Source organism: Micromonospora sp. AMSO12t (assembly GCF_008806585.1).
GTDB lineage: Bacteria > Actinomycetota > Actinomycetes > Mycobacteriales > Micromonosporaceae > Micromonospora > Micromonospora reichwaldensis.
In genome coordinates this window covers 1-23,510 of record NZ_WAAS01000091.1, presented here as the reverse complement: position 1 = coordinate 23,510, position 23,510 = coordinate 1, and the positions used below count along the sequence as shown (strand labels likewise).

Here is a 23,510-nt window from a genome sequence, read left to right as displayed (position 1 = left end):
TGCGTAGGTGGGTTACCAGGCGCATGCCGTGGTAGACGGCGAGGGCGGCGGCGGTGCCGAGGGCGATGCCGTTGAACGAGAGGTCGCCGGCGGTGAGGGTGTAGTTGGCCGCGCCGACGATCACCGCGACGGCGGCGGTCATCAGGTTCACCGGGTCGTGGAAGTCCACCCGGCTCTCGATCCAGATCCGCGCGCCGAGGATGGCGATCAGGCCGTACAGGGCGGTGGTGGCGCCGCCGAGGACGCCGGCCGGCACGGTGAGGATCAGCGCGCCGAACTTCGGGCTGAGCCCGAGCAGGACCGCCGTCAGGCCGGCCACCCAGTACGCGGCGGTGGAGTAGACCCGGGTCGCCGCCATCACGCCGATGTTCTCCGCGTAGGTGGTCGTGCCGGAGCCGCCGCCGGAGCCGGCGAGCATCGTGGCCAACCCGTCGCCCATGAACGCCCGGCCCATGTCCCGGTCCAGGTTCCGGCCGGTCATCGCGGCGACCGCCTTGACGTGCCCGGCGTTCTCGGCGATCAGCACCAGGATCACCGGGATCACCAGCACGACCGCGCGCAGGCTGAAGCTCGGCGCGTGGAACTCGGGCAGGCCGACCCAGGCGGCGTCCCGCAGGCCGTCGACCGCCTTCGGGTCCAGGTCGCCGAGCACGGCGGCGAGGACCCAGCCGACCACCACCCCCAGCAGGATGGACAGGCGGGCCAGGAAGCCCCGGAAGGCCACCGTGGCGAGCAGGATGGCGGCCAGCGTCACCACCGCGATCAGCGGCTGCGCCTTCACGCCGGTGCCGCTCCCGTCGCCGTCCCAGGCGACCGGGGCGAGGTTCAGGCCGATCAGCGCGACGATCGCCCCGGTGACCACGGGTGGCATCAGCGCGTCGATCCAGCGCGACCCGGCGAGCTGGACGACCAGCCCGACGGCGGCCAGCGCCACGCCGGCGACGACGATGCCGCCGAGCGCCGGGCCGATGTCGCCGCCGGCCTTGGCCGCCAGCACCGGCGCGATGAAGGCGAAGGACGAGCCGAGGTACGAGGGCAGCCGGTTGCCGGTGATCAGCAGGAACAGCAGCGTGCCGAGCCCGGAGAAGAAGAGCGTGGTGGCCGGCGGGAAGCCGGTGATGAGCGGCACCGTGAAGGTCGCGCCGAACATCGCGACGACGTGCTGCACGCCGACGCCGAGGGTGCGCGGCCAGGAGAGGCGTTCGTCGGGGTGGACCACGTCGCCGGGGCGGATGGACCGGCCGTCGCCGTGGACCGCCCACGCGGACCAACGGGAGCGCGGCTCGGTGGAGGACTGGGTCATGGAACGCCCTTCGCGTCTGGAGAGGTGACGGGGGCGCAGGTGAAACCCAGGAGTCGTTTCTAGCAGAGGCCCGGCTCGGCCCGGCCGGTGGCCCGGCAGGGGTTCGGCTGGTGGCATGGGCGGGGCCGTGCGGGCCCGCGAACCGTTGCCGCCCGTCGGGCGGGTCAGGCGACGCCGGCGGGGCGGAACTGGACGCTGACGCGGGGCCCGACGGGGCGGGTGGTCTTGGGCACGGCGTGCTCCCAGGTGCGCTGGCAGGAACCGCCCATCACCACGAGGTCGCCGTGGCCGAGTGGGAAGCGCAGGCTGTCGCCGCCACCACGGGGCCGCAGCAGCAGTGCGCGCGGCGAGCCGAACGAGACGATGGCGACCATGGTGTCGGTGTGCGCGGAGCGGCCCTGGGTGTCGCCGTGCCAGGCGACGCTGTCCCGGCCGGAGCGGTAGAGGCACATGCCGGCGGTGACGAAGGGCTCGCCGAGCTCGGGGGCGTAGTGCCGGGTGAGGGCGGCGCGCGCCTCGGTGAGCAGCGGGTGCGGCAGCGGGCGGTGCCCGGCGTACCAGCAGAGCAGCCGGGGCACGTCGACCTCGGCGTCGTACATCGTGCGGCGCTCGGCCCGCCAGGGGACGTCTCGCAGCAGGACGTCGAAGACCTGGTCGGAGCCGGTGACCCAGCCGGGGAGATGGTCGACCCACGCGCCGTGGGTGAGCGGGTGCCGGCGCAGCCGGTCGGCCAGCGGGCTGAGCGACGGTCCGGCGGCGGTGAGGTCGAACATCGACGGCTGGTAGGCGGCCCCGGTCATCCGTCCAGCGTACCCGCCATGTTGGTACAGGTGTACGGACGCGTCGACCGCCCGCCGGTCGCCGGTGAGGGGCGGCCGGTCGGGCGGTGCGAACCCCGCCTCAGCGGCTCAGTATGCGGCGCACCCGGCCACCGATCACCTGCTTGACCCGGGTCTGCAGGCGCTGCCCGCGCAGCGTCTCCGTCTCCTTGCGCAGCTCGACGTTGCGGTCGCGCAGCCACTGGATCCGCTCCAGCAGCGCGTCGGGGGCGGTCGCGGCGGCGGGGCGTACGGCGGGCGGGAAGGCGGTGGAGCGCACCTGCGCGTCGAACCGGGCCGCGCTGTCGCCGTCGGCGAAGGCGTGGCCCAGGTCGTGCTTGGCGAGGAAGGCCAGCATCGTCTCGTAGCGTGACCTGTGGCCGGCGTTGAGCGCCGTGTAGTCCGCCTCCGCGTAGAGCTGGGCGGCGTCGACGTCGACCGGCACGTCCTTCATGACCCGGTGCGGGATCTCGAAGTACCGGGCGAGTTCCAGGGTGCGCGAGTCGTGCGCGAAGAGGTAGCCGGGCGTGCCGGCGATCAGCGCGGTGATGGTGCCGTGGATGCGGGTGCCGAACGCGAACTCGAACCCGGAGAGGTAGTCCATCCAGGTCCAGGGGTCGACGAACATCCGCACCTTGTCCTCGGTGAACAGCGGGTGCGAGGTGTGGATCGGGATCTTGCTGGTCCTGCCCCGGTCCCCGGGGGCGTCGCCGTAGAGGAGCGTGCCGAGCGTCTTGAGGTCCTGCGGCAGGTAGCGCAGGTTCGGGTACCGCTCGTGGTGCCGGGCGATGATCTCCGCCATCGACGTGACGTACGGGGAGACGGTGAGCGCGAGCCTGTCGTCGGGCGACAGGGACGCCTTCCTCTTCTCCACCCGCAGGCTGTCGCCGTGCAGGAACATCGACGGGCAGCCGATCACGTCGACGGCCGAGAAGCCCAGGGTGCGCAGGTAGTCACGGGTGATCTCGCCGCGTACGCCGATGCTGTGCGAGCGGTCGAGGACCGCCCGTACGAACCGGGTCACGACGTCGTCGATCGGGCGGAGGTACTCCCGGTCGCCGTTGATGTCGGTCTGTACGCCCACCCCGAGCACCACCACCGGGATCTTCAGCTGCTCGATGAGCTTCGTCATGGCCTCGACGCGGTGGGCGTAGCTGCGGCGGAAGGCGTTGGCGAGCGGTACGACGTAGACGTCGTACCGCTCGTTGATCATGTCGGCGTCGCGCGGGTCGATCCTGAACTCGGTCGAGGTGATCTCGGCGGTGGCGGTGCGCAGGAGCTTGTGGGCGGCGTGGCTGAAGACGAGGTTGCCGTTGTTGTCGCCGATCCAGTTCCGCTCGTGCGTCTCCTCCGGCGAGTAGACGTCGAACGGGCCCTTCTTCGCCCGCATCAGGATTCGCTTGTGCATTCGCCCGCCTCTCGTCACCTCCGGGTCTGGGAATACTAGCCACCCGATCGGCCGGAACCCGGATGCCCGCCACCGCCGTCACGGATGGGGACGCAACGGTCACGGAGGGACGGGAGGAACGGGACTCCCCCACGGGACAGAACGGGCACTCGCGGACGGGACGGAACAGAGCCTCAGGCCCGGCGGGTAGGGTGCCCGGCGGGGCGGCGCCGACCGGCGGACCGCCACGGGCCCCTCGGGGCGCCTGAGGACGGGGTCGAGGAGGAGACGTACGTGCTGGTGACCCTGCGGATCGTCGGGATGCCGGCATGAACGACGCCGCGACCGTCGCGACCGTCGCGCCCGCCGCCCGGCCCGCGTCCCCGGCCAGCCGCCTGCCGTCGCTGACCGGGCTGCGCTGGGTCGCCGCCCTGCTCGTCTTCGGGTTCCACGTCGCGACGATGGGCATCATCGCCGAGCCCGGCCAGAAGGCCGTCGTGGACTGGGCCTTCGCACTCGGGCTGTCGGGCGTGCAGTTCTTCTTCATCCTCAGCGGCTTCGTGCTGGTCTGGTCGGCCCGACCCACCGACACCCGTCGGGCGTTCTGGCGGCGCCGGGTGGCCAAGATCTGGCCGAGCCACGTGGTGCTGTGGGTGGCGGCCCTGGCGGTCGCGGCCTGGTTCGCCGACCCCGTGGACCGGTTCGTCGCGGTGGAGAACCTGTTCCTCCTCCAGGCGTGGGACCCGCGGCCGGGCCACTTCTACAGCATCAACACGGTCAGCTGGTCGCTGTCCTGCGAGTTCTTCTTCTACCTCTGCCTGCCGTTGGCGCTGCCGCTGATCCGCCGGGCCCGACCGTGGGCCCTGTGGGCCGTCGTGGTCGCGGTGCCGCTGCTCATCCTGGCGCTCTGGCCGGCCCAGGCGCTGGTGCCCGAGGAGAGCCGCTGGTGGTTCACCCAGATCTTCCCGCCGGTGCGGTCGCTGGAGTTCTGGATGGGCGTCGCCGCCGCCGAGCTGATGCGGCGTGGCCGGTGGCGCGGGCCGGGCCTGCCGCTGGCCAGCCTGCTCTTCGTGGCGACCTGGGTGGTCGCCGCGCAGTGGGTCCGCGCCGAACTGTGGGCGGCGCTGCTCTCGGTCGCGTACATCCTGGTCATCGCCGCGGCGGCGGACGCGGACGTGCGCGGGCGGCGCTCGCCGTGGCGGTCCCGGCCGATGATCTGGCTGGGCGAGGTCTCCTTCGCCTTCTATCTGGTGCACGTCCTCGTGATGATCACCGTCCTGCGGCTCACCGGCGACTGGGGTGTCGGCTTCACCGGCTGGTCGGGGCTGGCGGTGGTGCTCGGCTTCCTGCTGGTCAACCTGGCCCTGGCCGGCCTGTTGCACCGTCTCGTCGAGACGCCGATGATGCGGCTGCTCACCCCGCGCAGGTCGGCCCGGGCGCCGCGGGGCGGGGACGGCGCCGGGCAGGACCCCGGCGGCCCCGGGGCGGCGCCGGGAGACCGGGGCAACGCCGTGCCGCGCCCCCGGGCCGCCGACCCGCAGGACGGCCACCGGCCGACGTACGCCGACTCGCGCTGAGCGCCCCGGCGACCGGAGTGTCCGCCGACGAAATCCCGGCCGTTTCGGTGACGCCGGTCACCACGTCGGCGAACCGGTCATCGGGCGCGGCCCGGTCGATTCCTGCCGGGGTTTCGGCGCCGATGTCCGCCACTTGTCCCGTTGTCGCCCGGAGGTGCGCGCAGAAACGGTCGTCCCATTGAGTCGCGTCAGTGGCGAAGTGCCCGCAAAAATTGTCTGCCGATCAAGGTTTAGGCAGGTGGGACGGGGTTGGCAGGGCGCGGACCGGCCAGTAATGTCGGCGCGTCCGGTGCGGTACCCGATCGCCAGAGGCGACGCCGCGCCGACCCGCCTAATCGTGAACGACGAACCGGGGACCCAGTGCTCGTTGGGGTGAATCCGTGGGCCGTGGGCCCGTGGTAGGGCGTTCTTCCCGCCCGAATCCGTCAGCTAACCCGGTCGGCGGTGTCGGAAGGAGTTCCATCGTCATGCCACACCCGTACACCCCTCGGTTGTGCCGCCGTCTCCACGGCGCCGCGGTGACCGCGCTCGTCCGCCCGCAGGTCATGAGCTGACCCACCGGTCACCGTCCGTCGCCCGGCGTCCCGGGCGCATCCCCTGAGTGGCCCACCACCCGCCCGGACGCCCGTCCGCGCGGTCGGTCCGCCCTGCCCTCGGCGCGGACCGACGGCCGCTCACCCCGAGCCCGTGGAGGAAACCGTGAAGCACCACCTCAAGCGACAGCTGCGTCGCCTCACGTCCGAGCGTCCGTACCAGCTGGCCGCCGCGTCCGCCGCGGCGCTCGTGCTGGCGTCGGGCACGGTCGCGCTGCTGGCCGGAACCGACGAGGCCCCCGCCGCCGCGCAGGCCCCGGTGGCCGCGACCGAACTGCGGGACGACGCGTCGGCCTCGCGCAGCCAGGCCCGGGTCGCGCCCGCCCCGTCCAGCGCCGCCCCGGCCGCGTCCAGCGCCGCCCCGTCGGCCAGCGCGTCCAGCGCCGCCCCGGACCCGGACCTGACCCGCAAGCCGGAGCCGCCGAAGCCTCCGGCCGCCAAGAGCCTGGACTACGACTACCAGGCCCAGACCACCTTCTACAACTGTGGTCCGGCGGCCGTCCGGCACGCCCTCAGCGCCGCCGGCATCGCGCGCAGCCAGGACGCCCTCGGTGCCCAGTTGGGCACCGACCAGATGGGCACCGACTCGGCCCAGGACACCACCCGGGTGCTGAACGCGACGGTGAAGGGCGACCCGTACCGGACCCGGATGATCCCCGGTGGCGCCGCCACCCCGGCCCAGATGGACCGGCTCCAGGCCGACGTCGTCGCGGCCATCACCGACGGGCGGGGCGTCGTGGTCAACGTCGCCGGCAGCGCCACGGACACCGACGGCGGCTGGCACTCCTTCCCCGGCGGCCACTACATCGCGGTGGTCGGCTACCAGGACGAGGGGCGGCTGGTGAAGATCGCCGACTCGGCGAACCCGGCGACCGCGTCGTACTGGATCAGCACCATCGCCCTGGCGAACTGGGCCGCCACCCGCGGCTACTCCGCCTGAGCGACGCCGTCGGGCGTCGGCTCCCCACCCGGGGGGTCGGCGCCCGATGTCGTGTCCGGGTCACGGCCCTCGCCCGCGGCGTCCGACGGGTGGCACACTGCGCCCATGGTCGATGAGTCGGGTGAGCGGGACGGCCGGAGGGTGCTTCTGCTGCTGCACGGCATGGGCGCGACCGGCGACGTGTGGCTGCCCTGGGCGCCGCTGCTGGAGCGTCGGTGGGCGGGGCGGTGGCTGGCGCCCGACCTCGCCGGCCACGGCTGGTCGCCGCCGTTGCCGGAGTACTCCTTCCCGGGGCTGGCCGCGCGGATCGGCGCGGGGCTCGCGGCGGGGGACCGGCTCGTCGTGCTGGGGCACTCCCTCGGCGGGGTGGTCGGGCTGGCGCTGGCCGCCCGGGGCGCCGGGCTGCCCGTCGACGCCGTCGTCGGGCTCGGCATCAAGGCCGTCTGGTCGCCGGCGGAGCTGGCCAAGGCGGGTGAGCTGGCGGCCCGGCCGGTGACCTGGTTCGCCAGCCGGGACGAGGCGGCCCGCCGCTACCTGCGGGTGGCCGGCCTGACCGGGCTCTTCGCCCCGGAGCACCCCGTGGTGGAGGCGGGGCTGCGGCAGGTCGACGGCCGCTGGCGGCTGGCGATGGACCCGGCCGCGTTCGGCGTGGGCGCGCCGGACCTGCCCGCCCTGCTGGCGGCGACCGACGTGCCCGTGCTGCTGGCCCGCGGCGAGCACGACCCCATGGTCACCGACGCCCAGCTCACGGAGCTGGGGGTGCCGGTCGCCACCCTGCCCGGCCTCGGGCACAACGCCCACGTCGAGGCCCCCGAAGCGGTCCTGGACCTCGTCGAGCCGTACCGCTGACGGTGCCCCGCGAACGGCCCGACCCGGAGATCCGCCGTCGCGACCGGTGTGCCTCCCGGCCGGTGCGTCAGGTGGCGGGGGAGAGGGTCGCCTCGTCCGGGTCGAGCGGCAGGCCGGTCGCGCCGCCCGTGCGCGGGGCGGGCGTCTTCCAGCCCTCGTCGAGCTGGCGCCGTGCGGCCTCCAGGAACGCCTCGGCGTACGACTCGGCGGGGAAGTCGCCCAGGTAGCGGCTCCGGGTGACCCACCGCGCCGAGGCCAGCGGATCGGTGTCCAGCAGCGCGGTCAGCACCTCGTCCACGTTCGCCATGTCGCGCCGCAGCACGTAGCCCGACCCGGCGAGCGGGAACTGCTCGGGGAACCGGTCGCCGGAGTCCACCATGTCGGTCACCGCGTACGGCTTGCCGGAGTAGAGGTAGTCGGAGATCACCCCGGACACGTCGGAGACCAGCGCGTCCGAGCGGTTCACGCACTCGGTCAGGGTCAGCTCCCGGCTGGCGGCGGCCCCGAAGACGTGCTGCCGGCCGCTGCGGGCCCGGTCCGCGGCCAGCAGTTCGGTGAGCCGGCCCAGCTGCCGGGCGGAGGCCGGGTTCTGCGAGGTGTACGGGTGGGCCCGCAGGATCACCGTCGCGCCCCGGTCGAGCAGCCGGCGCAGCAGCGTCTCGGCCACCGGCAGGGAGCAGTAGTTCGCGTCCGCGTTGTGCCCCGTCCAGGTCGGCGTGTAGAGCACGGTCGGGTTGGCCCGCCCGTGCGCCGGCTCCGGGCGTACCTCGATCGACTCGACCTGCGGGCGGCCGACGACGACGAACTTCTCCGCCGGGATGTCCACCCCGGCGCGGGCGTACCGGTCGATGGCGGCCTGGCCGGCGACGAAGATCCGGTCGAAGATCGCCGAGACCGGGTTGGCGCTGGGGGCCTTGTCGCTGTCGCCGTGGTGCAGCTGGACGTGGGTCAGCTGGGTGTAGCGGATGCAGTGGCTGTTCTTCGCGCCGTGGTTGACGTAGAACGCCACCCGCAGACTCGGCACCAGCGCCTCGTCCATGGCCCTGGTGGTGGGGCAGTAGACCACGGGCGCGCTGGTGGCCGCGGCGACCAGGGGCAGGAACTCCGGCTCGCGCACCATCACCAGGAACGGCCGGCCGATCCGCTCCAGGTACGGCAGCCACATGGTGACCTGGTACTCCGAGCCGGGCGGCGCGGAGAAGTGGAGCAGGAACTCGGGCTGGTGCCGGCGCAGCGCGCGGGACACCGCCGAGCCGCCGGCCCCCGGCCGGAACTTGCGCCGGGCGAGGTCCAGCCCGACCGCCGCGGCACCGGCGGCGACCAGGGCGACGGCCGTCAGCGCGACACCGGCGGGCAGGCCCGCGACGGCCGCCAGCGCCAGCAGGGCGAGCAGCACCGCCAGCGCGTCGCCGAGGCGGGCGGCGACCAGCGGCGTCCACGAGCGCACCGGCAGGTTCGCGGCGCGCACCTCCAGGCCGCCGGCGTCGCGGAGCGGGTTGACCAGCAGCACCAGCCCCAGCAGGGCCAGCGCGGTCACGGCCAGCGCGGGGTCGAACCCGGCGTCGAGGCGGCGGGCGTAGCCGACCAGGATCGCCGCCGCGACCAGCGTGGTCTCGGCGGCGTTGTCGGCGCCCGGGCGCACCCGCCGCTCCCAGGTGGCCGCCGCGAGGGCGGCCACCGCCAGCCCCAGCCCCCAGCCGGTCGCGCCGGTCAGCGCGACGACGAGGAACGCCAGCACCGCCAGGCCGGTGGCCAGCGCGCGGGCGAGCAGCTTCCGAACCAGGTCACCACGCATGTCGGCTCCGTTTCCCGCCGTGGCCCGAAATCCGCGTCAGCCGGCGTCGGCCGGGCTGGCGTCCCGCTCGGCCCGCGCCGGCCCCGGCTGGGCCGGCACCTCGCCGGGCGCGCGACGCACGTCGATGACCTGGCCGGTCAGGTCCGAGATCAGCACGTCCAGCGACGCCTGGGCCACGGTCTCGGCGGCGAGCAGGGTGTGCTCCGGCTCCTCGCCGAACGCCTTGGTGCGCATCGGCGTCGCGGTCCGCTCGGGGTTGACGCAGTTGACCCGTACGCCGAACTCCGCCCACTCGTCGGAGAGCGCCTGGGTGAGGTTGACCAGGGCCGCCTTGGTGGAGGAGTAGAGCGCGTAGTCGGCGCGGCCCCGGGTGTAGGAGCTGGAGGTGTAGAGCAGCAGCTGGCCCTTGGTCTGCTGGAGGTAGGGCAGCGACTGACGGGCCACGATGACCGGCCCCACGAAGTTGACCTGGAGCACCCGGTCCATGGTCTCCTGGTCCATCTCGGACAGGGGACCCTTCTCCAGGATGCCGGCGGTGACCACCACGTGGTCGATCCGGCCGGTGGCCTCGAAGGCGGTCTTCAGCGCCGCCTCGACGTCCTCGGCGCGCTCGACGTGGGTGCCGGTGCTGGAGCGGCTGAACGGGAAGACCTGCGCGCCGTAGCGGCGGGCCAGCACGGCGAGGTCGTGGCCGATGCCGTAGCTGCCGCCGAAGATGACGATGGTCCGGCCGGTCAGCTCCTCGGTGTAGCTGCGCTCGTCGGTCACCCGGGGTGCCTGCGCGGCGGCGAGCTGGAACAGCTTGTCCGCCAGGTGCACGTCGACCGGGTGGGTGACTTTGATGTTCTCGTCGGAGCCGTCGATGACCTTGATCGGCGTGCCGGGCAGGTAGCGCAGCACCACCCCGCAGTCGTCGGTGGCGGCGAAGTGCGGGTCGTCCTCGGCGAGCCGGTAGGCCGCGCGGATGGTGCCCGAGCGGAACGCCTGCGGGGTCTGGCCCCGGCGCAGCGAGGAGCGCACGGGGATGTCGGTGATGCAGTCGTCCTCGTCGACCTGGACGATCGTGTCGGCCGACGGGATGGCCACGTCGACCGCCGAGTACGTCCAGAGCGCGTTCACGCACTCCCGCACGATCCGGCCGCTGACCAGGGGCCGCACCGCGTCGTGGAAGAGGATGTTGCAGTCGCCCTCGCCGACGGCGTCGAGCGCGATGCGGGTGGTGGCGTTGCGGGTGTCGCCGCCCTCGATCACCTTGGTGACCTTGCGGAAGCCGGCCTTGTCGACGATCTGCTGCGCGTCGGCGACGTGGCCGGTGGCCATCAGCACGACGATCTCGTCGATCTCGGGCGCCGCCTCGAAGACCGCCAGGGTGTGCTCGATGATCGGCTTACCGGCGATCTTCAGCAGCTGCTTCGGGATGCCGAGGCCCAGCCGGGTCCCGGTGCCGCCGGCCAGCACCACCGCCACCGTCCGCGAGGGCCGCCATGGCGCCGGGTCCTCCGGTGCGGCGTCCGGGCCGGTGGTGTGGTCCTGCGTCATTGCCGAAGCCTCACTCTCAGGGTGCGTGAACAGAAGGTTCCGCCCGCGCGGCGACCGGATGAACCTTAACGCGCGGACCGCGCCGCCCCCACGGGGCGACGCGGTCGGCCGGCACCGGGCGGATGCCGTACGTGCGCCGGGGCGCTACTTGCCGCTGAACGCCTCGTACTCCCGGACGACCTCGTCGGTCGGGCCGTCCATGCGCAGGACGCCCGATTCCAGCCAGATCGTCCGTTCGCAGGTGTCCCGGATCGAGGAGAGCTGGTGGCTGACGAGGAACACCGTGCCGGCGCCCTCCCGCAGCTCCCGCACCCGCCGCTCGCTGCGCTTGCGGAAGATCTTGTCGCCGGTGGCGAGGGCCTCGTCGATGAGCAGCACGTCGTGCTTCTTGGCCGCGGCGATGGAGAAGCGCAGCCGGGCCCCCATGCCGGAGGAGTAGGTGCGCATCGGCAGCGAGGCGAAGTCGCCCCGCTGGTTGATGCCGGAGAAGTCGATGATCTCCGGGGTCTGCCGCTGCACCTCCTCGGGCGACATGCCCATGGCCAGGCAACCCAGCACGACGTTGCGCTCGCCGGAGAGGTCGTTGAGCAGGGCCGCGTTGACCCCGAGCAACGACGGCTGCCCCTGCGTGTAGACCGCGCCGCGGTTGACCGGCAGCAGGCCGGCGATGGCGCGCAGCATGGTCGACTTGCCGGAGCCGTTGCTGCCGATCAGCCCGACCGCCTCGCCCCGGTACGCGGTGAAGCTGACCCCCTTGACCGCGTGCACCTCCTGGATGTTCGGCGCCGAGGTGCGGCTCATGATCCGCTTGAGCGCGCCGACCGGGCCGCCGCCCCCACCGGCGCCCTTGTGGATCCGGTAGATGACGTGGGCGTCGTCCACCACCACGGTGGGGATGCGCTCCTGCACCTTGGGCAGCGTCACCGTCACGTCGTTGGACGACTCGAAGTGATCAACCACGGCCGTACTCCTGTTCGCCTCGCCAGAAGTAGATGAAACCTCCGACGCCCATCACGATCGCCCAGCCCAGCGCCGTCACCCAGAGCTGGGGCAGGGAGGAGCTGAGCGTCGGCGTGTTCTCCAGCAGCGAGACCCGGGCCAGCTCGATGTAGACGAGCGCGGGGTTGAGCTCGACCAGCCTGGAGGCCCAGGAGGGCAGCTGCTCCTCGAAGAGCGCCACGCTGTAGAGCACCCCGGAGCCGTACATCCAGGCGCGCATGACGAAGGGCATGACCTGCTTGAGGTCCGCCAGCTTCGAGCCCATCCGGGCCATCGCCATGGTCAGCCCGGCGTTGAAGATCGTCTGGAGCAGGATCGCCGGCGGCAGCATCAGCCAGGCCAGGGTGATCGGCTCACCGGTCACCAGCACGATGAGGACGAGCACCACCATCGAGCCGAGCAGCTGCTGGAACTGGGTGATCGTCACGGCCAGCGGCAGGCAGGCCCGGGGGAAGTGCAGGGCCCGGATCAGGCCCAGGTTGCTGGTGATCGACTGCGTGCCGTTCTGCACCGCGGTCTGGGTGAAGTTGAAGATGAACAGGCCGGTGCAGAGGTAGGCGATGAAGTTCGGGGTCCTGTTCTGCTCCAGCACCACACCGAAGATCAGGTAGTAGACCGCCGCGTTGGTCAGCGGGGTGAGCACCTGCCAGAGCTGCCCCAGCCGGGCGTTGCTGAACGACGCCACCAGCTTGGCGTTGGCGTACGCGGCGATGAAGTGCCGGTAGCGCCAGAGCTGCCCCGCGTATTCGCCCAGGGACGGCCGTTCGCCGGCGAACCGGAGACCGTAGCGCTGGGCGAGCTGGGCCCCGGTGAGCCCGGAATCCGGGTCTGCCACCGTGGTGTTGGCCATGGTTAGGCGCTCCGATCTCTTTCGTGCCAACGGGTTGCGCGCGACGACGGGAGAGCGTGGCCAGTGCGGAGCGCCGCCTCGTCGCCGGGCGAACCGTAGTGGAAAACACGTCGGGACGCAACCGTACCGTCGCTGCGCTACATTGTTGCACGTGAAGACCGATAAGAGGCGGGTGCCGGCCGGTGCGGCGGTGCTCCGTGACGACATCACCACGGCCATCCGCCGCGCGGTCACGCAGGAGCTGGCGGAGGTCGGCTACGGACGGTTGTCGATAGAGGCGGTGGCCCGGCGGGCCGGGGTCAGCAAGACGGCGATCTACCGCCGGTGGCGCTCCAAGCTCGAGCTGGTGCTGGACATGGTCTCCGCGGTCGCCGGGCGCAAGCTGCCGATGGTGGACGCCGGCAGCCTGCACGGGGACGTGGAGCTGCTGCTGCTCGTGGCCGCCGGTGCGCTACGTCACCCGCTGGCCTCGCAGATCATTCCGGACCTGCTCGCCGAGGCGGCGCGCAACCCGCAGATCGCCGAGACCCTCCAGCAGGCGCTGACCGGCTACCAGGACCGGGTCGGCGAGCTCGTCATCGGCCGGGCGGTCGAGCGGGGTGAGCTGCCGGCGGGCGCCGACCGACGCGGCGCGGCGGATCTGATCGTCGGGCCGGTCTACTGGCGGCTGGCGATTTCGCGGACACCTCTTGACACGCCGGAGATCACGCGCATGGCCGCCGCGATCGTCGCGGCCCTGCGGGTAGCATGTACCGGTCCGTCCCTCGACGAGCCAGCGGTGTGGGACACCCGGTCCCTGACCACTTCTGAACCCCATCGGGCCGGTGCGTGAACGTTGACCTCGTCGGTCTCGGCCTGATTCGCAACGGGCTAGTATCGCACCCCGAACCCCCACCCGAGCACATCTGACACAGGAGGATGCCCCATGGCTGGGCCGCACCCAGAGTTCATTCCCCCAGCGCGGCCGATCATCGGCGACGCCGAGATCGAAGCGGCTGTCCGGGTGCTCCGCAGCGGCCGGGTGGTGCAGGGTCCCGAGGTCGCGGCCTTCGAGGAGGAGTTCGGCGAGCTGGTCGCCGGGCGGCACTGCGTCGCGGTGAACTCGGGCACCTCCGCCCTGCAGCTCACCCTCATGGCCCTGGGCTTCGGCCCGGGTGACGAGGTCATCGTGCCGTCGTTCTCCTTCGCGGCCAGCGCGAACGCCGTCCGGCTGGTCGGCGCCGAGCCGGTCTTCGTGGACATCGAGGCGGGCAGCTTCTGCCTCGACCCGGAGGCGGTCGCCGCCGCGGTCACCCCGCGCACCGTGGCGATCATGCCGGTCCACCTCTACGGCCACCCCGCCGCCATGGACCGGATCATGGCGATCGCGGAGCGGCACGGCCTGGCCGTCGTCGAGGACGCCGCCCAGGCGCACGGCGCCGCGCTGCACGGCACCCCGGTCGGCGCGTTCGGCACCGCCGGCTGCTTCAGCTTCTACCCCACCAAGAACATGCACGCCCTGGAGGGCGGCATGGTCAGCACCGGCGACGCCGAGCTGGCCCGCACCCTGCGGCTGCTGCGCAACCAGGGCATGGAGCAGCGGTACGCCAACGAGATCGTCGGCGCGAACATGCGGATGACCGACGTCGCCGCGGCCATCGGCCGGGTCCAGCTGGGCCAGCTCGGCGAGTGGACCGAGCAGCGCCGGGCGAACGCCAAGTTCCTCGACTCGAAGATCACCGGCATGGTCACCCCGCCGGTCGCCGACGCCGCCCGGCACGTCTACCACCAGTACACGGTGCGGGTGCAGGGCGACCGGGACGCCGCCCAGCAGCGCCTGACCGAGCTGGGCATCGGCAACGCCGTCTACTACCCGACCCCGATCCACCGGCTCAAGCCCTACCTGACCGAGGACGGCAAGCCCGGCCCCTGGGACCTGCCGGAGACCGAGCGGGCCGCCGCCGAGGTCGTCTCCCTGCCGGTGCACCCCTCGCTGACCGAGGCCGAGCTGGAGCGCATCGCCGAGGGCGCGAACCTGGCCGGGGGTGCCCGGTGAGCGCCGGCCGCAAGCTGCGCGCCGGCCTGATCGGCCTCGGCGCGATGGGCCGCAACCACGCCCGCATCCTCGCCGGCCTGGACGGCGTCGAGCTGGTCGGCATCGTCGACCCGGCCGGCGACACCACCGGCACGCTGCGGGCGCCGGTCGTGCCCGAGCTCGGCGACCTGCTCGCCCTCGGCGTCGACTACGCGGTGGTGGCCTGCCCGACGGCGCTGCACGAGCAGGTCGGCCTGGAGTTGGCCGCCAACGGCGTCAGCGCCCTGATCGAGAAGCCCCTCGCGCAGAGCGTGGACGCGGCGGTGCGGCTCGTGGAGGCCTTCGAGGCCGCCGGCCTGGTGGCCGGCGTCGGGCACATCGAGCGCTACAACCCCGCCCTGCAGAACCTGCGCACCCGGCTGGAGGCGGGCGAGCTGGGCGAGGTCTACCAGGTCGTCACCCGCCGGCAGGGTCCCTTCCCGCACCGCATCGCCGACGTCGGCGTGGTGATGGACCTGGCCACCCACGACATCGACCTGACCAGCTGGGTGACCGGCCAGGAATACACCTCGGTGTCGGCCCGGACGGTGTCGCGCAGCGGCCGGCTGCACGAGGACATGGTCGCCGTGGTGGGGCAGCTCGCCGACGGCACCATGGTCAACCACCTGGTCAACTGGCTGAGCCCGCTCAAGGAGCGGTCCACGGTGATCACCGGTGACCGGGGCTGCTTCGTCGCCGACACCCTCACCGCCGACCTCACCTTCTACGCCAACGGCGCCATCGACACCGAGTGGGAGGCGCTGCGCGCGTTCCGCGGCGTCGCCGAGGGCGACATGGTGCGCTACGCGATCCCGAAGCGGGAGCCGCTGCTGGTCGAGCACGAGCGCTTCCGCGACGCGGTCGAGGGCAAGGAGAGCGACATCGTGACCCTGCGCCAGGGCCTGCGTACGGTCGAGGTGGCCGGCGCCGTCCTGCGCTCCGCGACCGACGGCAGCACGATCACCGTGGGGGCGGGCACCGCGTCCCCGGCGGGGGACACCGTTCCCACCCGCTGACGATGGGCGACCGCGGTCCGCGTCCGGCGGGCCGCGGTCCGGCACCTCGCACCGCCAGCCCTCCTCCCACCTAAGGACAGCGCATGTCAACGCCCCGCCGAGCGCCGCGGCTCGTCGTACTGGTCGCCAACGGCATCACCGGCGACTCCCGCGTACAGAAGACCGCCATCGCCGCCGCCCGGGACGGGTGGGACGTGGTCCTGGTGGGCCGGAGCAGCCGCAAGAAGGGCGAGCCGGAGCGCTCCGCCATGGGGCCGATCCAGGTCATCCGGGTGCCGGTGCCGCAGACCCTGTCCCGCCGGCCGGCCCGCGAGCACCGGATCCGCCGCACGGTGACGCAGTTCGGCATCCCGGACAAGTCCGCCCTGGCCCGCTACCGCGCCTCGCACCAGGCCTGGCTCCGGACGCAGACGGCGAAGCGCAACCCTCCGCCGCGCGCCTGGCTGCGGGCGCACGAGGCGGTGCACCAGTTCCGGCTGCGGGCCTGGGGCTGGGAACAGTTCCACAGCACCCAGCCGCTGCCGCCGACCGGCGACTGGCGGACCGACTGGCCGACGCTTGTCGACATCGACCTGGCGTTCGGGCCGGTGCTGGAGGAGTTGGAGCCGGACGTCATCCACGCCAACGACATCAACACCATCCCGACGGCGGCGATGAGCGCCGCGCGGCTGCGGGCGCGCGGGCGCGGCTGCGTCTGGCTCTACGACGCCCACGAGTACGTGCGGGGCGTCGCCTGGCCCAAGCCGCAGCAGGCCAGCGGCGTGCAGGCCGCCGAGCGGGAGTTCATCGGCCGGGCCGACGCGGTGGTCACCGTCTCCGAGCAGATCGCGGAGAAGCTCCAGACCGAGTACGGGCTGCCGAAGACCCCGATGGTGGTGGGAAACTCGCCGGTGCGCGACGGCATCCGCAGCGGCGCCGTGACCGCCTCCGTGCGGGAGCGCGCCGGCGTCGCCGAGGGCGTGCCGCTGATGGTGTACGCGGGATGGATCGGCAAGGAACGCGGGCTGGACACCGTCATCGCGGCGCTGCCGCAGTTGCCGGAGCACCACCTGGCCCTGGTCAGCGGCCGGATGACCCCGCTGCTGGAGGACCTGCTCGCCCGCGCCGAGGCGACCGGCACGCGGGACCGGGTGCACGTGGTCCCCTACGTCGCGCCGTACGAGGTCGCCGACTACCTCAGCTCCGCCGACCTCGGCCTGATCCCGTTCCAGCGGACCCCGAACTGCGAGCTGTCCCTGCCGACGAAGGTCTCCGAGTACCTGCACGCCGGCCTTCCCCTGGTCACGAGCGACGTGCAGGTGGTCCGGGCGTTCGTCGAGGGCCACGACATCGGGGAGACCTTCACCTCCGGCGACGTGGCGGGCTTCGTGGAGGCGACGCGGCGGGCCACCGCCCGCCGGGCCGAGCTGGCCGCGCACATCAGCGAGCCGATCCTCGACGAGCTGTCCTGGGAGCGGCAGAGCAGCAAGCTGCTCCAGCTCTACCGGGACCTCTCCGGGGTCGCGCCGGCCGGCCCGCGCGAGGTGCCCTGGACGGTGCAGGAGCGTCCGGTCACCGCACGGTCGACGGGCACGGCCGAACCGCGGCCCCTGGGCGGCTGGCGCGAGCTCGGTGACACGCCGATCCGCCTCGGCCTCGGCCCGGCCAACTACGCCGGTCAGGCCGCCGCCTTCGCCAGGGCCATCTGCCGGGACAACGCCGACGTGTCGGTGCAGGTGGTGATGAACAAGCTGCCCGGCTCGTTCGACTACCCGGCGGACGTCTACCTCGACTCGCTGCGCCAGCCGGAGCTCGACTTCCAGCTGGAGCAGGTCAACCGGGTGCTAAGCCAGTACACCCACGTGCTGGTGGACGCGTTCATGCCGCTGTTCGGCCAGCTCAACGGCGACAACATCGAGGGTGACCTGCCGGCGTTGCGCAAGGCCGGGATCAAGGTCGCGCTGCTGGCGCACGGCAGCGAGATCCGGCATCCGGACCGGCACCAGCAGCGGCACGAGTTCTCCCTGTTCAGCGACGCGCCCGACGGCATCGCGGCGAAGCTGCGGAAGAAGGCCGAGCGCAACCGGCGGGTGGCCGAGGAGTGCGGGCTGCCGGCCTTCGTGACCACGCCGGACCTGCTCGAGGACCTGCCCTGGGCGACGTGGGCCCCGCTGGTGGTGGACGTCGACGCGTGGGCCTGCGACCGGCCGGTGATGCAGCGGTCCCGCCCGCTGGTGCTGCACGCCCCCTCCAAGCGGTGGACCAAGGGCACCGACCGGATCCTGCCGGCGATGCAGGCCCTGCACGACCGGGGCGTCATCGAGCTGCGGCTGGCCGAGGGGGTTGCCTGGGCGGAGATGCGCGAGCTGGTCCGCGACTGCGACCTGGTGCTCGACCAGTTCACCACCGGCAGCTTCGGCACCTTCGCCGTGGAGGCGATGGCCGCCGGCAAGCCGGTGGTGGCCTACCTCAGCGAGCAGGTCACCAAGACCGTCGGCGGCGACCTGCCGATCGTCAACGCCACCCCGACCGACCTCACCACGGTCGTCGAGTCCCTGCTCGACGACCGGGAGGCGACCGCCAAGATCGGCCTCGCCTCCGCCGAGTACGCCCGCACCTACCACGACGGCACCTGGACGGCCCGCCAGCTCACCTCGTTCCTCGGCTGAGGCCACGCCGGTCCGACGGCCGCCCGTCCCCCGCTGCCTGCGGGAGGCGGGCGGCCGTCGGCGTGGCGGCCCATCTCCGACAGGCGGCGGCCCGGACGATCGCAATCGTCCGGGCCGCCGTCGTCGCTGCCGGCCGACCGCCGGCGGTGTCGGTCAGAAGACCGCCCGCACGTACGGGATCTTCGACGCCAGCATGGAGACGGCGAAGGAGATCACCAGCACGGCCGGGTAGGTCAGCCCGATGACCACCAGCGACCGCCCGGCCTCCACGTCGGGGATGAGCTGCCGGAAGACCTCGAAGACCAGCAGGTGGATCAGGAACACCCCGAACGAGGCGTCGGAGAGGCGGGTCACCAGGCGGCCCACGGCGGGGCGCCAGGTGACCCGGGACCCGATGCTCACCGAGGCCATGAAGATCAGCAGGGTGGCGGCGGCGACCAGGGTGCCGGTCGCCATCACCGGGAAGGTGACCTGGAGCAGGCGGTGCTCGGGCGCCACCCCGAACTGCCAGATCGCCTCGGCCAGCAGCAGGCCGGCGCCGAGCAGGGCGAGCGTCGTCCAGAGCCGGTTGAGCACCACCCGGCGCAGGGCCCAGCCGGCGATGAAGAAGCCGACGTACGGCCACCACCGGTTCCAGCTGGTCAGGATGTTCGGCCGGGAGTCACCCAGCATCAGGGCGATGCCCGGGATCATGTACGCCACCATGGTCCAGCCCAGCGCCACCCCGGCGGTGACCAGCGCGCGGTGCCGCCCGCCGGCGTGCAGGAACGGCGCGAGGACGGGCGCGAGCACGTAGAGCCCGGCGATCAGCCAGAGGAAGTACAGCGCGGTGAAGACCTTGCCGTCGATCAGCAGCCGGGTGAGCAGGGTGAGGCTCACCTCCTCGCCCCGCATGGCCATCCGCACCACGACCACGTACACCACGTGCCAGACGATCATGGCGGGGAGGATCCGGGCGAACCGCTTGCGGTAGAACGCGGCCGGGCCGGCCCGGTGCGCCCGCGGATCGAGCACGAACGCCCCGCTGATCATGATGAACGCGGGCACGGTCCAGATCGCCCCGATGTCGATCGCGGTCGCGACCCACCAGCCGAGGTTGCCGCGCAGGTCGTCCTGGCCGACGACGACGCCGAAGACGTGGATCGCCACCACGCCGCAGATCGCCACGACCCGCAACGCGTCCAGCCCGTACTCGCGAGGTGGTGGTCCGCCGGCCCGGCCCTCCGGCTGCGCGGTGGCGACGGCGCCGTCCGACCGGTGCGGGGCCGGCGACGGTGCGGGGCCGGCCCCGACGGCCGGCGCGACGTTGACAGGGTGGGAGGCGGTCACCGGGCCATGCTAGTGCCCCGGGCGGTGGTGTCCGCCGACGCTGCCGCAGCCGTTGGGTCGACCGCCGCGCGACGGCCGTCGACCGCCCCGGCGCACCGGGAGCGTGGCGTCCGGGCGGCCGCCGCTGCCGTACACTCGCCGGGGCCCGACGGGGCCGTACGGACGGAGGAGACACCCATGACCGACGGCGCCGCCGGACCGGCCACCCCCGCCACCCGGGGTCGGGTGGTCATGCTCGTGGACAACGCCGTCGAGGGCGACTCCCGGGTGCAGAAGACCGCCGCCTCGGCCGCCGAGGCCGGCTGGGACGTGGTCCTGCTGGGCCGCTCGGCCACCGGCAAGGTCAAGACCTGGCAGCTCGGCGGGGCCGAGGTCCGGCTGCTGCCGATGACCACCTCGCTCGCCCGGGCGCCGCACGAGTTCCGCCGCCACTGGGTGCGCGGCCCGCTGGCGTACCCGCCCACCGGCATCGCCGCCCGGCGCGAGCAGGAGGTGCGCGCCCGCCGCGCCGACCTGGAGGCGCGGCTCGGTGCGCTGAGCCAGGCCCGGGGGGAGGGGCGATCCTCCGCCGGGCTGACGCTGAGCCGGCAGCTGCTGCGGGGTGAGCTGCTGGCGACGAAGGTGTCGCGCCGCTGGGTGTCGCTGCGTCGACGCCAGCTCAGCCGGGCCCAGGAGGCACGCAAGGACCTGGCCACCCCGGTCGACCAGCTCTACACCAAGTTCTGGCAGACGGTGGCCGGAGACCGCGCCTGGCGCCGGCTCGACCCGGCGCTGTGGGACTTCGAGCTGGCGTACGGGCCGGTGGTCGACAAGCTGCGGCCGGACCTGATCCACGCCAACGACTTCCGCATGCTCGGGGTCGGCGCCCGGGCCAAGCTGCGGGCCGCCGCCAAGGGCCGGCGCGTCGCGCTGGTCTGGGACGCCCACGAGTTCCTGCCCGGCATCCGGCGCTGGAACGACAGCCCCCGGTGGCTGCCGGCCAACACGGCCCACGAGCGGGAGTACGCCCCGTACGCCGACGCGGTGCTCACCGTCTCCGACGGGCTGGCGGACCTGCTGCGCGAGCGGCACCACCTGCCCGAGCAGCCCACCGTCGTGCTCAACACCCCGAGCAGCGCGGACGCGGCGGGCGGCGGCGACGGGGTGCCCGACATCCGCCAGCTCTGCGGGATCGGGCCGGACGTGCCGCTGCTGGTCTACAGCGGTGCCGCCGCGGAACAGCGGGGCCTCGGCATCATGGTCGAGGCGCTCACCGAGCTGCCCGGCGCGCACGTGGCGCTGGTGGTGCCCCGCCCCGCCGCCCCGTACGTGAAGGGGTTGGTGGTGCGGGCGGGTGAGTTGGGGGTGGCCGAGCGGGTGCACGTGTTGTCGTACGTGCCGCATCATCAGGTGGTGCCGTTCTTGTCGGGGGCTTCGGTGGGGGTCATTCCGATTCATCATTGGCCGAATCATGAGATCGCGTTGATTACGAAGTTCTTCGAGTATTCGCATGCGCGGTTGCCGTTGGTGGTCAGTGATGTGCGGACGATGGCGGAGGCGGTGCGGTCGACGGGGCAGGGTGAGGTGTTCCGGGCGGAGGATGTGGGGGACTTCGTGCGGGTGGTGCGTGCGGTGTTGGGGGATCCGGGGCGTTATCGGGAGGCGTACGAGCGTCCGGGTTTGTTGGAGTCGTGGACGTGGGAGTCGCAGGCGCGGGTGCTCGACGGTGTCTACTCCCGACTGCTGCCCGACCACCCGCCCGCTCCGGCGCACCGCCCGGCGGCCGGGTCCGCGCCCGACTCGCCCCGGCAGGTGGGGGTCTGATCGCACGGCCCCGCCCTTGAGCGGCCGCGGCAGGTCGGGGGTCTGACCGCGTGCCCGGCCGTCGGCGGCGACGGGGCGCGGTGGGCGGCGATGCGGCCGGAGCGGAGGCACCGTGGAGCGTGTCCCCATGAGTAGGATCGGGCACCGTGACCGCAGCGCATCCCCCGGCGACAGACCTCTCCACCGACGCCGCCGAGGAGCGCGCGCCGGCTGATCCGCCCCGGGAGTCCCGCTGGCGCCGGCCGGACCTCGTCGCCGTGTTCGTCCTTCTCGCCGGCGCGCTCTGGGTGACCGCCCGGGGCTGGCGCGACGTGCACGGCCGGGTGCTCGGCGCGCAGCCGGCGGACCAGGACTTCAACGAGTGGATGCTGGCCCACGCGGCGCACGCGGTGGCCAACCTGGAGAACCCGTTCTTCACGACGTTGCAGAACGCGCCGGACGGCGTGAACTTGATGACCAACGTGGGCATCCAGTTGCCCGGCATCCTGCTCGCGCCGGTCACCCTGCTCGGCGGCGCCTCGCTGTCCTACCTGGTGCTGATGACCCTCAACCTCGCTGGCACCGGCTTCGCCTGGTACTGGGTGCTCTCCCGGCACGTGGTCGGCAACCGCGCGGCGGCGCTGGTCGGCGCCGCCTGCTGCGCCTTCGCGCCGGCCCTCATCTCGCACAGCAACGGTCACCCGCACGTCACCGCGCAGTGGCTGGTCCCGCTCATCGTGTGGCGGGTGGCCCGACTCACCCGCGGCGGGCGCCCGCTGCGCGACGGGCTCATCCTCGGCGCGCTGGTCTCCGCGCAGTTCTTCGTCAGCGTCGAGATCCTCTTCATCCTCGCCCTGGCCTGCGTGATGGCGCTGCTGGGCCACGTGCTGTTCCGGCCCCGGGCGGCGCTGGCCGCGGCTCCCCGGGCGCTGGCCGTGCTGGGTGTCGCCGGCGCGCTGACCCTGCTGGTGACGGCGTACCCGCTCTGGATGCAGTTCCTCGGCCCGCAGCACCGCAGCGGACACCCCACCGACCCCGACAAGTACGCCCTGCGGCTCGCCTCCTACTTCAGCTACGCGACCGAGTCGCTCGGCGGCGGCCCGCAGGGTGACCGCCGGCTGGCCGCCAACGTGACCGAGGAGGCCAGCTTCTACGGCTGGCCGCTGGTGCTGGTGGCGGTCGCCGCGATGGCCTGGCTGCGCCGGGAGCACCTGGTCCGGGTGCTGGGCTTCACCGCGGTGCTGGCGGCGCTCTTCTCGCTGGGCAACACGATCAACTGGGCGGTCCGCGGGCCCGGGGTCCCCGGGCCGTTCCGGCTGTTGAACGGCCTGCCGGTGGTCGACGCGATGGTGGTGGCCCGCTTCGCCCTGATCACCACGGCCGCCCTCGGGGTGCTCATGGCGATCGTGGTGGACCGGTTGCTCTCCGGCCGGGTCCCGGCCCGGGTGGGCGTCGTGCCGGTCCGGCCGCTGGTCGCGGTGGCGCTGGCCGTCGCCCTGGTGCCGCTGCTGCCGACCCCGCTGCCGGCCGTGGGTCGCCCGGAGGTGCCCGACTTCGTCACCGCCGGCGGGTGGCGGGACCACGTCGCGCCCGGGCGGACGCTCGTGCCGGTGCCGGTGGAGAACATGACCTCGGTGCGCTGGGGCGCCGCCGCGGGTGCCGGCTTCGCCGTGCCACAGGGCTACTTCCTCGGACCGACCTCGCCCACCGACGACACCGGCCGGTGGGGGGTGGATCCCCGGTCCACCGCGGTCCTGCTGACCCAGGTGGCCACCGGGGAACGCCCGGCGCCGGTCACCATCACCCCCGCGGAACGCGCGCAGGCGGAGCTGGACGTGCGGCACTGGCGGGCGGACGCCGTGGCGCTGCCCCGGCATCCCCGCGCCGAGGCGCTCCGCGCGGTGCTGGACGCGTGCTTCGGTCCGGGCCGCCGCGTCGACGACGTCTGGCTCTGGGACGTCCGCCCGCTGACCCGCTGACCGCCCGGGCGGTTCCTACTCCGGGGGCTGCTGCCCCGGTCCGACCGCGGTGT

At 73.2% G+C, this 23,510-nt stretch carries 17 protein-coding genes and 1 riboswitch; of the genes, 9 read left to right on the top strand and 8 right to left on the bottom strand.

The features are described 5' to 3' along the window. The 3 genes from F6X68_RS15815 to F6X68_RS15805 form a co-directional block, all read right to left on the bottom strand. Positions 1-1,303 (bottom strand): uracil-xanthine permease family protein (locus F6X68_RS15815; RefSeq protein WP_151454995.1); only part of this gene is annotated, 1,303 nt, incomplete at its 3' end. Between the two features lie 164 nt (positions 1,304-1,467). Next, positions 1,468-2,103 carry an alpha-ketoglutarate-dependent dioxygenase AlkB gene (locus F6X68_RS15810; RefSeq protein WP_151454994.1) on the bottom strand — a complete coding sequence of 212 codons (636 nt, stop codon included), beginning with the start codon at positions 2,101-2,103 and terminating at the stop codon, positions 1,468-1,470. Between the two features lie 100 nt (positions 2,104-2,203). Then, entirely contained in the window at positions 2,204-3,529 is a 1,326-nt protein-coding gene (locus tag F6X68_RS15805) for a polysaccharide pyruvyl transferase family protein (protein WP_151454993.1), read from the bottom strand. Positions 3,530-3,837: 308 nt separating this feature from the next. Here F6X68_RS15805 and F6X68_RS15800 point away from each other — a divergent pair, with 308 nt between their 5' ends. From F6X68_RS15800 to F6X68_RS15790, 3 genes are all read left to right on the top strand, one after another. Beyond that, positions 3,838-5,085: an acyltransferase gene (locus F6X68_RS15800; RefSeq protein ID WP_151454992.1), complete on the top strand. Its 1,248-nt coding sequence runs from the start codon at positions 3,838-3,840 to the stop codon at positions 5,083-5,085. Between the two features lie 318 nt (positions 5,086-5,403). After that, a riboswitch (cyclic di-AMP (ydaO/yuaA leader) is annotated at positions 5,404-5,544 on the top strand. A gap of 228 nt (positions 5,545-5,772) precedes the next feature. Beyond that, on the top strand, positions 5,773-6,618 hold the full coding sequence (locus tag F6X68_RS15795) for a C39 family peptidase (RefSeq protein ID WP_151454991.1): 846 nt from the start codon (positions 5,773-5,775) through the stop codon (positions 6,616-6,618). Between the two features lie 105 nt (positions 6,619-6,723). Further along, positions 6,724-7,467 carry an alpha/beta fold hydrolase gene (locus tag F6X68_RS15790; protein ID WP_151454990.1) on the top strand — a complete coding sequence of 248 codons (744 nt, stop codon included), beginning with the start codon at positions 6,724-6,726 and terminating at the stop codon, positions 7,465-7,467. Between the two features lie 67 nt (positions 7,468-7,534). Here F6X68_RS15790 and F6X68_RS15785 read toward each other — a convergent pair whose 3' ends face one another. The 4 genes from F6X68_RS15785 to F6X68_RS15770 form a co-directional block, all read right to left on the bottom strand. Beyond that, complete coding sequence (locus F6X68_RS15785) at positions 7,535-9,262, bottom strand: CDP-glycerol glycerophosphotransferase family protein (protein WP_151454989.1); 1,728 nt, start codon at positions 9,260-9,262, stop codon at positions 7,535-7,537. A 36-nt stretch (positions 9,263-9,298) separates the two neighbouring features. Further along, positions 9,299-10,801, bottom strand: a complete 1,503-nt coding sequence (locus F6X68_RS15780; RefSeq protein ID WP_151454988.1) for a bifunctional cytidylyltransferase/SDR family oxidoreductase — start codon at positions 10,799-10,801, stop codon at positions 9,299-9,301. A 144-nt stretch (positions 10,802-10,945) separates the two neighbouring features. Next, positions 10,946-11,761 carry an ABC transporter ATP-binding protein gene (locus F6X68_RS15775; RefSeq protein ID WP_151454987.1) on the bottom strand — a complete coding sequence of 272 codons (816 nt, stop codon included), beginning with the start codon at positions 11,759-11,761 and terminating at the stop codon, positions 10,946-10,948. Beyond that, entirely contained in the window at positions 11,754-12,650 is an 897-nt protein-coding gene (locus tag F6X68_RS15770; RefSeq protein WP_151454986.1) for an ABC transporter permease, read from the bottom strand. Before F6X68_RS15770 ends, F6X68_RS15775 begins: the two co-directional genes overlap by 8 nt. 151 nt (positions 12,651-12,801) lie before the next feature. Here F6X68_RS15770 and F6X68_RS15765 point away from each other — a divergent pair, with 151 nt between their 5' ends. From F6X68_RS15765 to F6X68_RS15750, 4 genes are all read left to right on the top strand, one after another. Next, a complete protein-coding gene (locus F6X68_RS15765) occupies positions 12,802-13,482 on the top strand; it encodes a TetR/AcrR family transcriptional regulator (protein ID WP_151454985.1) in 681 nt (226 codons plus the stop codon). A 93-nt stretch (positions 13,483-13,575) separates the two neighbouring features. After that, a complete protein-coding gene (locus F6X68_RS15760; RefSeq protein ID WP_151454984.1) occupies positions 13,576-14,685 on the top strand; it encodes a DegT/DnrJ/EryC1/StrS aminotransferase family protein in 1,110 nt (369 codons plus the stop codon). After that, the gene (locus F6X68_RS15755; RefSeq protein WP_151454983.1) at positions 14,682-15,719 is read left to right on the top strand and encodes a Gfo/Idh/MocA family protein; all 1,038 of its coding nucleotides are present in this window, start codon (positions 14,682-14,684) and stop codon (positions 15,717-15,719) included. The genes F6X68_RS15760 and F6X68_RS15755 overlap by 4 nt, the downstream gene beginning before the upstream one ends. 83 nt (positions 15,720-15,802) lie before the next feature. Next, entirely contained in the window at positions 15,803-18,367 is a 2,565-nt protein-coding gene (locus F6X68_RS15750) for a glycosyltransferase (protein WP_151454982.1), read from the top strand. 153 nt (positions 18,368-18,520) lie between these two features. Here the strand turns inward: F6X68_RS15750 and F6X68_RS15745 are convergent, their stop codons facing one another. Next, positions 18,521-19,696, bottom strand: coding sequence for an acyltransferase (locus tag F6X68_RS15745; protein WP_151454981.1), 1,176 nt, complete (start codon positions 19,694-19,696; stop codon positions 18,521-18,523). A 231-nt stretch (positions 19,697-19,927) separates the two neighbouring features. Here F6X68_RS15745 and F6X68_RS15740 point away from each other — a divergent pair, with 231 nt between their 5' ends. Next, positions 19,928-21,499 carry a glycosyltransferase family 4 protein gene (locus F6X68_RS15740; RefSeq protein WP_151454996.1) on the top strand — a complete coding sequence of 524 codons (1,572 nt, stop codon included), beginning with the start codon at positions 19,928-19,930 and terminating at the stop codon, positions 21,497-21,499. A 146-nt stretch (positions 21,500-21,645) separates the two neighbouring features. Next, on the top strand, positions 21,646-23,457 hold the full coding sequence (locus tag F6X68_RS15735; protein ID WP_151454980.1) for a hypothetical protein: 1,812 nt from the start codon (positions 21,646-21,648) through the stop codon (positions 23,455-23,457). Positions 23,458-23,510: the final 53 nt, after the last annotated feature.